At 60.5% G+C, this 13224-nt stretch carries 14 protein-coding genes; 2 read left to right on the plus strand and 12 right to left on the minus strand.

The annotated features are described in order from the left end of the window. Positions 1-31: 31 nt before the first annotated feature. Positions 32-1219, minus strand: coding sequence for a Na+/H+ antiporter NhaA (gene nhaA, locus JUI81_RS26365; RefSeq protein ID WP_192350781.1), 1188 nt, complete (start codon positions 1217-1219; stop codon positions 32-34). 247 nt (positions 1220-1466) lie between these two features. Here nhaA and JUI81_RS26370 point away from each other — a divergent pair, with 247 nt between their 5' ends. Beyond that, complete coding sequence (locus JUI81_RS26370; protein WP_173861174.1) at positions 1467-2564, plus strand: PLP-dependent cysteine synthase family protein; 1098 nt, start codon at positions 1467-1469, stop codon at positions 2562-2564. Between the two features lie 43 nt (positions 2565-2607). Here JUI81_RS26370 and JUI81_RS26375 read toward each other — a convergent pair whose 3' ends face one another. From JUI81_RS26375 to JUI81_RS26385, 3 genes are all read right to left on the minus strand, one after another. Next, complete coding sequence (locus JUI81_RS26375) at positions 2608-4221, minus strand: NAD(P)/FAD-dependent oxidoreductase (RefSeq protein WP_019580942.1); 1614 nt, start codon at positions 4219-4221, stop codon at positions 2608-2610. A 95-nt stretch (positions 4222-4316) separates the two neighbouring features. Beyond that, complete coding sequence (locus tag JUI81_RS26380; RefSeq protein ID WP_204125337.1) at positions 4317-4982, minus strand: COG3650 family protein; 666 nt, start codon at positions 4980-4982, stop codon at positions 4317-4319. 93 nt (positions 4983-5075) lie between these two features. Further along, the gene (locus JUI81_RS26385) at positions 5076-5675 is read right to left on the minus strand and encodes a short chain dehydrogenase (RefSeq protein ID WP_019580940.1); all 600 of its coding nucleotides are present in this window, start codon (positions 5673-5675) and stop codon (positions 5076-5078) included. A 106-nt stretch (positions 5676-5781) separates the two neighbouring features. On the opposite strand from JUI81_RS26385, the gene JUI81_RS26390 reads away from it, so the two are divergent. Further along, entirely contained in the window at positions 5782-6696 is a 915-nt protein-coding gene (locus JUI81_RS26390) for a LysR family transcriptional regulator (protein ID WP_019580939.1), read from the plus strand. Positions 6697-6737: 41 nt separating this feature from the next. Here the strand turns inward: JUI81_RS26390 and JUI81_RS26395 are convergent, their stop codons facing one another. From JUI81_RS26395 to livH, 8 genes are all read right to left on the minus strand, one after another. Continuing rightward, positions 6738-7217: a DoxX family protein gene (locus JUI81_RS26395; RefSeq protein ID WP_204125338.1), complete on the minus strand. Its 480-nt coding sequence runs from the start codon at positions 7215-7217 to the stop codon at positions 6738-6740. Then, the gene (locus JUI81_RS26400; protein WP_204125339.1) at positions 7214-7972 is read right to left on the minus strand and encodes a DUF2063 domain-containing protein; all 759 of its coding nucleotides are present in this window, start codon (positions 7970-7972) and stop codon (positions 7214-7216) included. Before JUI81_RS26400 ends, JUI81_RS26395 begins: the two co-directional genes overlap by 4 nt. Then, entirely contained in the window at positions 7969-8823 is an 855-nt protein-coding gene (locus JUI81_RS26405) for a DUF692 domain-containing protein (RefSeq protein WP_204125340.1), read from the minus strand. The genes JUI81_RS26400 and JUI81_RS26405 overlap by 4 nt, the downstream gene beginning before the upstream one ends. A gap of 26 nt (positions 8824-8849) precedes the next feature. Beyond that, positions 8850-9155 (minus strand): DUF2282 domain-containing protein, encoded by a 306-nt coding sequence (locus tag JUI81_RS26410; RefSeq protein ID WP_019580935.1) that lies wholly within the window; start codon positions 9153-9155, stop codon positions 8850-8852. 223 nt (positions 9156-9378) lie between these two features. Beyond that, the gene (locus tag JUI81_RS26415) at positions 9379-10080 is read right to left on the minus strand and encodes an ABC transporter ATP-binding protein (RefSeq protein WP_095054074.1); all 702 of its coding nucleotides are present in this window, start codon (positions 10078-10080) and stop codon (positions 9379-9381) included. Beyond that, the gene (gene livG, locus JUI81_RS26420; protein WP_019580928.1) at positions 10081-10848 is read right to left on the minus strand and encodes a high-affinity branched-chain amino acid ABC transporter ATP-binding protein LivG; all 768 of its coding nucleotides are present in this window, start codon (positions 10846-10848) and stop codon (positions 10081-10083) included. Then, positions 10845-12101, minus strand: coding sequence for a high-affinity branched-chain amino acid ABC transporter permease LivM (locus JUI81_RS26425; RefSeq protein WP_019580927.1), 1257 nt, complete (start codon positions 12099-12101; stop codon positions 10845-10847). The genes livG and JUI81_RS26425 overlap by 4 nt, the downstream gene beginning before the upstream one ends. Then, a complete protein-coding gene (gene livH / locus JUI81_RS26430) occupies positions 12098-13021 on the minus strand; it encodes a high-affinity branched-chain amino acid ABC transporter permease LivH (protein ID WP_018926893.1) in 924 nt (307 codons plus the stop codon). The genes JUI81_RS26425 and livH overlap by 4 nt, the downstream gene beginning before the upstream one ends. Positions 13022-13224: the final 203 nt, after the last annotated feature.

Raw genomic sequence — 13224 nt, forward strand, 5'->3', positions numbered from 1 at the left:
CCTCAATGTTGCTAAGAGTGTTCTCTATCGTTCAGGAAGGCAGCGCAGCACTCTTGCGGCTCGCCGCCGCCGTCACCGCATAACCGATCAATGCCGCCAGGATCGAGCCGGTCAGAATACCCATGCGGTCCATCCCGGCATATTCACTGGCGCCCGGCACGAAGGCCAGGGAACCGACGAACAGGCTCATGGTGAAGCCGATGCCGCAAAGGATCGCCACCCCCAAAATCTGGCCCCAGTTGGCGCCTTGGGGCAGGGCGGCGATGCCGATTTTTACCGCCAGCCAGGTCAGGCCGAAGACACCGACGGTCTTGCCCAACAGCAGGCCGACGGCGATGCCCATCGGTACATGATGGGTGAAGCTTTCGACGGTCACGCCGCTCAGGGACAAGCCAGCGTTGGCGAAGGCAAACAGCGGCAGGATGCCGTAGGCCACCCACGGATGCAGGGCATGCTCCAGGATCAGCAGCGGCGAAGGCTCGGCGTTTTTCGTGCGCAGTGGAATGCAGAAGGCCAGGGTCACACCCGCCAGCGTCGCATGCACGCCGCTCTTGAGTACGCAGACCCAAAGGATCAGCCCGATGATCATGTACGGCCCGAGTTTCACCACACCAAGTCGGTTCATTCCGATCAAGGCCGCGATGCAGGCCGCGGCCAGCGCCAGGGACAGGGTCGACAGAGCGCCGGAATAGAAGATCGCAATGATGATGATTGCGCCAAGGTCATCGATGATCGCCAGGGTCATCAGGAACAGTTTCAGCGACACTGGCACGCGTTTACCCAGCAGGGCCAGCACGCCAAGGGCGAAGGCAATGTCGGTAGCCGTCGGGATGGCCCAGCCGCTCAGGGCGGACGGGTTATCGCGGTTGAGGAACCAGTAGATCAGCGCCGGCACCACCATGCCGCCAATTGCGGCCGCGCCGGGCAGGACGATCTGCGACGGTTTCGACAGTTGGCCGTCGAGGACTTCGCGCTTCACTTCCAGGCCGATCAACAGGAAGAACAGGGCCATCAGGCCGTCGTTGATCCACAGCAGCAATGGCTTGGCGATTTTCAGCGCGCCGATCTGAGCCACCACGGGGGTGTCCAGCAGGCCGTTATAGAGCCACGACAGCGATGAATTGTTGATGATCAGGGCCAGGACAGCTGCGGCGATCAATAGCAGACCGCTGGCAGCTTCCAACTGAAAGAAACGCGTGAACGTGCTACGCAGAGGCAAGGTCGCTCTCCATCGATGAATTCATAAGGTGGCACACCCTAACCCGTACCGTTGGTTGTTAAAACAAAAGTTATATTCTTTTTTGTTATATGTCGTTACAACGTACCCGGTCAGCAAAGGCCTGAGCCTAGCAGTTGCCAGACGTATTGAACCCCAGCTGTATCTGTGCGTGATGTAGGTTTTTTCCTAAGCTTGTGAACTGAGCCTTGCGACAAGGCCCACTCTTGCCTGATTCAACGAGAAAACCATCATGAGCGACAACCGACAGTGGGCCCGCGAAGCCATCCGGATCATCGAAGCCGACTTCCAGCGCAGCGCTGATACCCACCTGATCCCCTTGCCGCTGCCGGGATTGCCGGGCATCGAGTTGTACTTCAAGGATGAGTCGAGCCATCCCACCGGCAGCCTGAAACATCGGTTGGCCCGCTCATTGTTCCTCTATGCGCTGTGTAACGGCTGGCTCAAGCCCGGTGCGCCGGTGATTGAAGCGTCCAGCGGTTCGACGGCGATTTCCGAGGCGTACTTCGCCCGCTTGCTGGGGTTGCCGTTCATTGCGGTGATGCCCGCGAGCACGTCCAAGGAAAAGATCGCGCAAATCGCTTTCTACGGTGGCAAGAGCCATCTGGTGGATGATCCGACGCAGATTTACGCTGAGTCCGAACGCCTGGCTCACGAACACGACGGGCATTTCATCGACCAGTTCACCTACGCAGAACGCGCCACCGACTGGCGAGCGAACAACAACATCGCCGAATCGATCTTCCATCAGATGCGCTTCGAGCAGCACCCGGAACCGAGCTGGCTGATTTCCAGCCCTGGCACCGGCGGCACCACCGCGACGCTGGGCCGTTACGTTCGCTATCGCCAGCATTGCACTCGTGTGTTGTGCGCCGATGCCGAGCGTTCGGTGTTTTTCGATTACTACAAGACCGGCGACGCCAGCCTGCGCCTCGATCACGGGTCACGGATTGAAGGCATTGGACGGCCGCGTGTCGAGGCGTCGTTCCTGCCTAAGGTCATCGATGCAATGGTCAAGGTGCCGGACGCGTTGTCACTGGCAGCCATGCATTACCTGGCGCAACGTTTGGGGCGACGGGTTGGCGGTTCGAGCGGGACCAACCTGATCGGCGCCTTGATGGCGGCCCAGCAGATGGCGACGGCGGGGGAGTCGGGGTCGATCGTGGCGATTCTGTGCGATGGCGGCGAGCGCTATGCCGACACCTATTACGATCAGGCCTGGCTCAAGGCCCAGGGGTATGAGTTGAGTGGTCTGATGGATGCCGTGGCGGCCAGCGTTGAGCGCGGAGAGCCGCTGCCGGCCAGCGTGTTGCGCGCCAATATCTGACCAGATGATCGTTCCCACGCGAGCGTGGGAACGATCATCTGGGTCAGGCTTCTAGGCCAAGGATATCCCGGGCAACCGCTTCAGCAATCCGAATCCCGTCTACACCCGCCGACAGAATCCCGCCCGCATAACCCGCGCCTTCACCCGCCGGGAACAAACCCTTCACGTTAAGGCTCTGCATCGACTCGTTACGGGTAATGCGCAACGGCGAAGAGGTGCGCGTCTCGATCCCGGTCAACACGGCGTCGTGCAGCGAGTAGCCACGAATCTGCTTCTCGAACGCTGGCAGGGCTTCGCGAATCGCTTCGATGGCGAACGCCGGCAGGGCCAGGGCCAAATCACCCAAGGCAACGCCCGGTTTGTAGGACGGCTCGACGCTGCCCAATTCGGTGGACGGCTTGCCGGCAATGAAGTCGCCGACCAGTTGCGCCGGTGCTTCGTAGTTGCTGCCGCCCAGCACAAAGGCGTGGGATTCCAGGCGTTCCTGCAACTCGATGCCGGCCAGTGGGCCGCCCGGATAATCGACTTCCGGGGTGATGCCGACGACGATCCCGGAGTTGGCGTTGCGCTCGTTACGCGAGTATTGGCTCATGCCGTTGGTGACCACGCGGTTCGGCTCGGAGGTCGCCGCCACTACGGTGCCGCCCGGGCACATGCAGAAGCTGTAGACCGATCGGCCGTTTTTGGCGTGGTGCACCAGTTTGTAGTCGGCAGCGCCGAGTTTCGGGTGGCCGGCGTATTTGCCAAGGCGCGCGCGGTCGATCAGCGACTGCGGGTGTTCGATGCGGAAACCCACCGAGAACGGCTTGGCTTCCATGTACACGCCACGGCCGTGCAGCATGCGGAAGGTGTCCCGGGCGCTGTGGCCGAGGGCCAGGATCACGTGCTTCGAATGGATCTGTTCGCCGCCATGGAGTTCGACGCCCACCAGTTGGCCGTCGTCGATCAGCACATCGGTCACCCGCTGCTGGAAGCGCACTTCGCCGCCCAGGGAGCGAATCTGCTCACGCATGTTTTCCACCACACCGGTCAGACGGAACGTCCCGATGTGCGGCTTGCTGACGTAGAGGATTTCTTCCGGCGCACCAGCCTTGACGAACTCATGCAGAACCTTGCGACCGAGGAATTTCGGGTCTTTGATCTGGCTGTAGAGTTTGCCGTCGGAGAACGTTCCCGCGCCGCCTTCACCGAACTGCACGTTGGATTCGGGGTTGAGCACACTTTTACGCCACAGGCCCCAGGTGTCCTTGGTGCGCTGGCGCACTTCGGTGCCGCGTTCGAGAATGATCGGCTTGAAGCCCATCTGCGCCAGCACCAGGCCGGCGAAGATCCCGCACGGGCCGAAGCCGACCACGATCGGACGCTGGCTCAGGTCGGCCGGCGCCTGGCCGACCATTTTGTAGCTGACATCCGGCGCCACGTTGACGTTACGGTCATCGGCGAACGTGCGCAGCACCGCCGCCTCATCGCGAACGTTGAGGTCGATGGTGTAGATGAAACACAGTTCGGAGGACTTTTTGCGCGCATCGTAGCTGCGCTTGAACAAGGTGAAGTCGAGCAGGTCATCACTGGCGATGCCCAGGCGCTGCACGATGGCAGGGCGCAGGTCTTCTTCGGGATGGTCGATCGGCAACTTGAGTTCGGTGATTCGTAACATGGCGGGATCCGGTTCGCGGGGCGCACAACTGCGCCAAGGCGTTTGAAGCCCGCGATTATAAGCCTCAAAGGATGATTCCCGTGAGGCTAAAACGATCAGTCGTTACGCGATCCGCCAAAATACCCGCAGCCGCGTTGCACCTGGCCGTCGATACGCAACTCGGCGCTCATGTGCTGCACGCTGCCGTTGCTGCTGTCGACGCAACGTTGCGGCGCGACCCAGAGCTCGATGCGCTGATTATTGGCTTCGGTACTGAGGTTGAAGCGGCCATCGCCCAGTTGTTCTTCAACGTACGGCAGGGCCAGGGGCGGCTGACCAGCGCGGTCGATGACCATGCCCTTGCCGCTGACCTTGACGTTCCACTCCGGGCCATGGCCGGCGGCGCGCAGGATCAGCTGTTTGAAATTGGGATCGTCGCAGGCGGTGCCCGAACGCTCGACGCGGTACAACTGTGTGAGGTCGAGCTGGCTGTCGGCGCCACTGGCAACGATCCGGCCGCGCACGTCGGCAAACAACTTGCCCTGTTCGTCAGCCAGGGTCGCAGCCTCTTGCAGGATGCTGGTGCCCCCGGTGTCATTGACCACAAAACTGCGCTGTTCATTACACGGCTGGAACAGCAGCTTGCCGTCGGCCGCCGTCAATTGGCCCTGCATGCGGGTCTGGCCCACATGGGAGGCGCTCTGCCGTGGGCCATCGAGCAGTTGGCAAGCGGCGAACAACGGAAGCAGGGCAACAAGTACCAGGGAACGGGCAACACGCATCTTTGAGTCTCCAGACAAGTGTCGCCACGTTACTCAGCCTGACCGTTCATCACAACCCTGCAATGTTCTCGCTTTCCTGTGGGCAAGTCTGGTTCAACCGACGCGATAGGTCTGACCGGTCTGCAGGCCTTCCACACTTTTGGCGTAGGCCAATGCCACGTCGGCGGCGGGAACCGGTTTGAAACCACGGAAGTACGGCGCATAGCTGCCCATGGCTTCGACCAGTACGTTCGGGCTGACCGAGTTGATACGCAGGCCTCGCGGCAGTTCGATCGCCGCCGCACGGACGAAGGCGTCGAGGGCACCGTTGACCAGGGCCGCGGAGCTGCCGGTACGAATCGGATCGTGGCTGAGGATGCCGGTGGTGAAGGTGAAAGACGCACCGTCATTGGCGAATTCCCGGCCGATCAGCAGCAGGTTGACCTGGCCCATCAGCTTGTCTCGCAAGCCCAGTTCGAAGTCCTGTGCGGTCATGGTGGCCAGCGGCACGAAGTTGACGCTGCCGGCGGCGCAGATCAACGCATCGAAGTTGCCGGTCTGTTCGAACAGTTTGCGGATCGAGTCGCTGTCACTGATGTCGACCTGGAAATCCCCGCTTTTACGGCCGATACGGATGATTTTGTGGCGCTGGGACAGTTCATGGTCAATGGCCGAACCGACGGTGCCGGAGGCGCCAATCAACAGAATTTTCATCGTGCAGTTCCTTAAGTGGGTTGGATTTAAAGTTAAGTCTAGTGTGGTTTTTTTTATTAATAAGCGTGCTAATGGGCAACCTTTGGTTTTCAAATGGAAACAATCCATGAGCGAAATGGACGATCTGGCGGCGTTCGCGGTGTTGATCGAAGCGGGCAGTTTCACCCTGGCCGCCCAGCAACTGGGGTGCAGCAAGGGGCAACTCTCCAAGCGCATCAGCCTGCTGGAAACGCGCTTTGGCGTGGTGTTGCTGCAACGCACCACTCGGCGCTTGAGCCTGACGGCGGCGGGTGCGGCGTTGTTGCCGCAAGCCCAGGCGCTGGTGGTGCAGGTGGAGCGTGCGCGTCAGGCATTGGCACGGCTGAAAGACGACATGGCCGGCCCGGTGCGGATGACGGTGCCGGTTTCATTGGGGGAAACGTTCTTTGATGGCGCACTGCTGGAATTTTCCCGGCAGTACCCCGAGGTGCAGATCGAGCTGGAACTCAACAACCACTACCGCGACTTGTCCCGGGACGGTTTCGACCTGGCGATCCGTTCAGAAGTGGCCAACGACGAACGTCTGGTGGCCCGACCGTTGCTGGCCTGGCACGAGATGACCTGCGCCAGCCCGGCGTATCTCGAGCGATTCGGTGAGCCGCTGACGCCACAGGCCTTGGCCGAACACCGCTGTCTTCTCAACAGCCATTACAGCGGTCGCGAAGAATGGCTCTATCACCAACAGCACGAGTTAACGCGGGTGCGAGTGTCGGGGCCGTTCGCCAGCAACCATTACAACCTCTTGAAGAAAGCTGCACTGACCGGGGCCGGCATTGCGCGTTTGCCGTCCTATCTGTTGCAAGAGGAATTGGCCGACGGGCGTTTGCGCTGGCTCCTTCGTGATTATCAGACCCGCAGCATGCCGATGTATCTGGTGCATCCGTATCAGGGCGGGTTGCCGAAGCGTACCCAAGTGCTGGCGGACTATTTGATCGGTTGGTTCAAGCGCAGTGGTGAGGCGTTGGATCGGCTTCAACGATAACGTCTCACCACACAACCTTTATGGGAGTTCTGAGGTTGGTATCAGCGGGCGTAACGCCGGGCAATCAGGTGATCGATCGACAACTTGCCAGGTCCAGTCGCCATCAAGTACAGCAACACCGCCGCCCAGGTGCCGTGGGTCGGATACGCATCGGGGTACACGAACAGTTGAATGGTCAAGGTCATGCCCAACAGCGCCAGGGCTGAAAAGCGCGTGGCGAAGCCGATCAGGATCAGTACCGGAAAGAAATGCTCAGCGAAAGCCGCCAGGTGCGCCGCCAGTACCGGGGAGAGCAACGGCACATGGTATTCACTCTGGAACAACGGGATGGTCGAGTCCGCCAGTCTGGGTACGCCAAGCTCAAAGGTGCCGTCGATCAAATCGATGGCCAGGCCTTCCACCTTGGTCTGCCCGGACTTCCAGAACACCGCGGCGATGGAAAAGCGTGCGATGAAGGCGATCAAGCTGTGGGGGATTTTTTCCAGCAGCGCGATGGCGCGGCTGATGGGGTTCGTGTTCATGGCGATACCTTGTGGTGTAAATGGGTGATGGCGTTGTGGCTGATCAGCAGCGCCAGGGTTTGGCTGAGATCGAAGGCGGGCGCGGTTTCCAACACCTGGCTCAGGGGCAGGCCGAGTCGCAGGTTCTGAATGAATGTGCTGGCGCCGTGATCGATGGCGAAGACCTCGACCTCCAGTCCGTTGCGCAACACCAGCGCGTTTTGCCCGTGGCTGAGGTCCATCCCGGCCAGCGTCGAGTCCTGTTGATGCTCCGCCCAGATGGCGACCACGGCGAAAGCTGAAGCCAACAGATTCAGGGAGGGGTGAAGCCCTACGGTCAGCTCGCTCAGCGCCTGTGGGTCCGACAGCACGGTGGCGATCTGCTCATGGCTCAAGGGCTGCGCATCAGCGGCGTGATAAGCCTGAACGCGCAAGCGCTCCAGCCGCGCCATATCGGCCAGATAAGGCACGCTGGCTGCCGGTTCAAAACTGTCGATGAACTCGGCGAAGTCCTTGCCGTAGTCGTTGATGAGCGGGCTTTGCGGTGGACAACTTTGCACATACAACCCTGCCATCGCCCGGAAAAATTCATCACCGACTAACTGCATAACCACCGGATAGCTGACGGCCAAGGCGTTGATCAGCGAGCTCTGCACATTGTTGCGGTACACCGCGAAACGGCTGGCCGGATCGGCACCGTTGGCACTGAACACGCCCTCGGGGCAGGGCCGTTGCGGATCGAGCAGGGCGGAGGCAAAAGCGGCTTGAATGCTCATTGCCGGCTCCCGGCGCGGTGCAACAACTCATCGGCATGCCGGGCTTCGGCGTGCAACACACTGAAGGTCGGTAACCGGTTGTCGCGTTCGATCAACGTGGCGATCGGGCCGACCCGCTCCAGCACCTGCGAGTACAGCGCCCACACCGCGTTATCGACGGGCGTGCCGTGATCGTCGATCAGCAGTCGTTCGCCAAGGCTGTCGGCGTCTTCGGCAAACCCCGCCAGATGAATCTCTCCCACCGCGTGCAGCGGCAGGGCGTCGATGTAGGCCAGCGGATCTCTTTGGTGATTGACGCAGGAAACGTAAACGTTGTTGACGTCCAGCAGCAGGCCGCAGCCGGTGCGGTGAATGACTTCACCGATGAAGTCGGCTTCATCGATTGTCGAGTTCTGGAACGCCAGGTACGTCGCCGGATTTTCCAGCAGCATCGGGCGTTTGAGGGTGTTCTGCACCTGATCGATGTGCTCGCAGACGCGGTTCAGCGTCGGCGCATCGTAGGCCAGGGGCAGCAGGTCATTGAGAAACACCGGGCCATGGCTGGACCAGGCCAGGTGTTCGGAAAAGGAGTGGGGTTGATAGCGCTCGATCAGCGCGGCCAGCCTTTGCAGGTGCTGACCATCCAGCGGACCTTCGGCACCGATGGACAGGCCAACGCCATGCAGCGACAGCGGATACTGCTCACGGATCAACCCCAGGAAATGATGAAACGGGCCGCCGGCCACCATATAGTTTTCGGCGTGGACTTCAAAGAAACCGATGTCCGGTTGTGCACCGAGCACTTCACGAAAGTGCTCGGTCTTGAGCCCCAGCCCGGAGCGGGGCGGGAGCCCGGAGAATGAATGGTTCATGGTCGACACTCTGGCTGGGGGGCTGATTACGACTTGGCTTTGTAGGCTTCCATCTGGCCGAAGCCGGTTGGCGAGGTCTTGCTCTCGGTGGTCATGCAGGTGCCTTTCGGGACGAGTTTCCAGGCATTGGCCTGGTGATCCATTTTGGCGGTGCCGGCGCAAGTGGTGCCAGCACCAGCGGCGCAATCGTTATGACCTTTCATGGCCACGCCGAAGCATTTTTCCATGTTGGCGTCAGCGGCGTGGGCAGTGGAAACCGCGGCGATGCTCAGGGCAGAACCAAGGGCCAGAACCAGGGCGGTGGCGGACAGGGTGCGGGTGGTAGCAGTCATGATGTTTCTCCGAAATTGAGCTTGGGTTGGCAAGCGTTTGTGCTTGCTTACCGCTCTAGAGAAACGACAGGGCGAGGTGTTACAGCCCACCCTGAGTTTTTTTTCAGAAACCCTCAAAACACAACGAATCCCCTGTGGGAGCGGGCTCTTCATTTGTTTTGAGGTTTGTACCAGGCACAAAAAAAAAACGGCCCGAAGGCCGTTTTTTGTTTACCGCAAAGGCTTAACCACCGAGGTACGCTTCGCGCACTTTCGGGTCAGTCAGCAGCGCTTCACCGGTGCCTTGCATCACCACCCGGCCGTTTTCCAGCACGTAGGCACGGTCGGCGATTTTCAGGGCCTGGTTGGCGTTCTGCTCCACCAGGAACACCGTCACACCGTCCTTGCGCAGTTGTTCGATGATGTCGAAGATCTGCTGGATGATGATCGGTGCCAGCCCCAGCGATGGCTCGTCGAGAAGCAACAGCTTGGGCTTGCTCATCAGCGCGCGACCGATGGCGAGCATCTGCTGTTCGCCGCCGGACATGGTGCCGCCGCGTTGGGCGAAGCGTTCTTTCAGGCGTGGGAAAAGTCCGAGAACTTTGTCCATCTGTTCCTGATAGTCGCCCTTGTCGGTGAAGAACCCGCCCATGGCGAGGTTTTCTTCCACGGTCAGACGAGCAAACACCCGACGGCCTTCCGGAACCACGGCGATGCTTTTACGCATGATGTGCGACGAGTCCTGGCCGACGAGCTCTTCGCCCATGTAGCGGATGCTGCCGCTATGGGCTTGCGGCGAACCGCAGAGGGTCATCAGCAGGGTCGACTTGCCGGCACCGTTGGCGCCGATCAGGGTCACGATCTCACCCTGGCGGACTTCGACGTTGACGCTGTGCAGCGCCTGGATCTTGCCGTAGAAGGTGGAAACGTTTTCGAACTGCAGCATTTACGCTTCCCCCAGGTAGGCTTTGATCACTTCAGGATTGTCGCGGATCTGCTCCGGCGTGCCGTTGGCCAACGGTGTGCCCTGGTTGATCACGAAGATATGGTCGGAAATGCTCATGACCAGTTTCATGTCGTGTTCGATCAACAGCACCGTCACATTATGCTCTTCACGCAGGGTGCCGATCAGCGCCTTGAGGTCGTCGGTTTCCCGCGGGTTGAGGCCGGCGGCCGGTTCGTCGAGCATGAGGATGCTTGGACGGGTCATCATGCAGCGGGCGATTTCCAGGCGGCGCTGCTGACCATAAGCCAGGGTGCCGGCCGGGCGGTTGGCGAACTCCTTGAGGTTGACCTTGTCGAGCCAGAACTCGGCGTATTCCATCGCCTCGCGTTCGCTTCTGCGGAACGACGGAGTCTTGAACAGGCCTGCCAGGAAGTTGGTGTTCAGGTGCCGGTGCTGAGCAATCAGCAGGTTTTCCACGGCGGTCATGTCCTTGAACAGTCGCACGTTCTGGAAAGTCCGCACCACGCCTTTGCCGGCGATCTTGTGGCCGGGCAGGCCTTCGATCGCTTCACCGTTGAGCTGGATAGTGCCGGCGGTGGGTTTGTAGAACCCGGTCAGGCAGTTGAATACAGTGGTCTTGCCGGCGCCGTTGGGGCCGATCATCGAGACCACTTGTTTCTCTTTGACGCTCAAGGCTACGCCGTTGACCGCCAACAGGCCGCCGAAGCGCATGCTCAGGCCATCTACTTTCAGGATCTCACGGCTCATTTGCGCAGCTCCATGTGGGGGCGTTGCATCGGCAGCAGACCTTGAGGACGCCAGATCATCATCAGCACCATCAAGGCGCCGAACATCAACATGCGGTATTCGCTGAAGTCACGCATCAGTTCGGGCAACAGGATCATCACGACAGCCGCGAGAACCACGCCCAACTGCGAGCCCATGCCGCCCAACACCACGATGGCGAGGATGGTGGCCGACTCGATGAAGGTGAACGACTCCGGTGTGACCAGCCCTTGGCGCGCGGCGAAGAAGCTACCGGCGAAACCGGCGAAGCAGGCACCCAGGGTGAAGGCCGACAGCTTGATCACGGTCGGGTTCAGGCCCAGGGCACGGCAGGCGATTTCGTCTTCGCGCAAGGCTTCCCAGGCACGGCCGATCGGCATGCGCAGCAGGCGGTTGATCACGAACAGCGCGAACAGTGCCAGCAACAGCGCCACCAGGTAGAGGAAAACCACCTTGCTGACCGGGTTGTACGTCAGGCCGAAGAACTCGTGGAAGGTCTGCATGCCTTCGGCGGCCGTTCTTTCGAAGGTCAGGCCGAACAGCGACGGTTTGGGGATGTTGCTGATGCCGTTCGGTCCGCCGGTGAGGCCCGTCAGGTTACGCAGGAACAGACGGATGATCTCACCGAAGCCCAGGGTCACGATCGCCAGATAGTCACCGCGCAGGCGCAGTACCGGGAAGCCGAGCAGGAAGCCGAAAGTGGCCGCCATCAGCCCGGCGATCGGCAGGCAGATCCAGAAGCTCAGCCCGTAGTAGTGCGACAGCAGCGCATAGCTGTAGGCGCCCACGGCGTAGAAGCCGACGTAACCGAGGTCGAGCAGGCCGGCCAGACCGACCACGATGTTCAGGCCCAGGCCGAGCAGCACGTAGATCAGGATCAGCGTGGCGATGTCCACCGCACCGCGTGAACCGAAGAACGGCCACACCAGTGCCACGACGATCAACGCCATGATGATCCAGCGCTGGGTGGTCGGCAGGGTCAGGAAGTGGCTCGCGCTGGCCGGGATCAGTTTGCCCTTGGGCACGGAGCGCATGGCCGCCGAGTATTCGCGGTCGAACAGCACACGCAGGAACATCAGCACCGAGCAGGTGGCGATGATGATCAGCGTGGAGGTGCTGGCGCCTTCCACTTCGAGGTTGATCCCGGCGATGGACAGTTTCAGGCCGAGTACCGGATAGGCCACGGCCCATACCAGCAGGGCGCTGAACAGCGCCTGTTTAAGATTCCTAGTCATACTTTCTCAACCTCCGGACGACCCAGCAGGCCGGTTGGCCGGAATAACAGCACCAGGACCAGAAGGCCGAAAGCCACCACGTCCTTATACTGGTCACCGAATATATCGGCGCCGAATGCTTCGGCTACCCCCAGCACCAGACCACCGAGCATGGCGCCCGGAATGCTGCCGATGCCACCCAGCACCGCCGCGGTAAAGGCTTTGAGGCCTACCAGGAATCCGGCGTTAGGGTTGATCACGCCGTACTGCATGCTCAGCAGTACTGCCGCCACGGCCGCCAGGGCGGCACCGATGACGAAGGTCAGGGCGATGATGTTGTTGGTGTTGATGCCCAACAGGTTGGCCATCTTGATGTCTTCGGCACAGGCCCGACAGGCGCGTCCCAGTCGTGAACGCGAGATGAACTGGGTGAGACAGAGCATCACCACCAGGGTCACCACGAACACCAGGATCTGCATGTAGGAGATCAGCACTTCCTGTGCGCCGCCTGGACCGAAACTGAAGCTGCCCGGAATCAGGTTGGGGATCGATTTGTCCTTGGAGTCCTGCGAGAGCAGTACGGAGTTCTGCAGGAAGATCGACATGCCGATGGCGGAGATCAGCGGGATCAGACGGTTACTGCCCCGCAGAGGGCGGTAGGCGATCCGTTCGATACTGTAGCCGTAGGCACTGGTCACTACGATGGTCGCCAGGAAAGCGGCGGTCATCAACAACGGCAGAGAATGGATACCCAGCATGGCCAGTCCGGCAAGGACGATGAAGGCCACGTAGGAACCGATCATGTAGACCTCGCCATGGGCGAAGTTAATCATTCCAATAATGCCGTAAACCATTGTGTAGCCAATGGCTATAAGGGCATAGGTGCTGCCAATGGTCATCCCATTAACCAGCTGTTGGAAGAAGTGATAGATCTCAGGCATTACAGCGCTCCTAAAAACCTGATACGCATTTCACTGGTGGAGTCATGTTCCGGCCCGGGCTGTGTGGTCTGTGGCCACCTTCGCACGAGCGTTTGCCAGCGAACCGCTGGTGACGGTTTTAAGATTTTCAGGTAAGCCAACTCCCGGATCGCGGGACTCTGACTCATTAATCTCGTAAAACAAAGCCCACTGCTTGCGCAGTG

It is taken from the genome of Pseudomonas sp. 008 (assembly GCF_016861935.1).
GTDB lineage: Bacteria > Pseudomonadota > Gammaproteobacteria > Pseudomonadales > Pseudomonadaceae > Aquipseudomonas.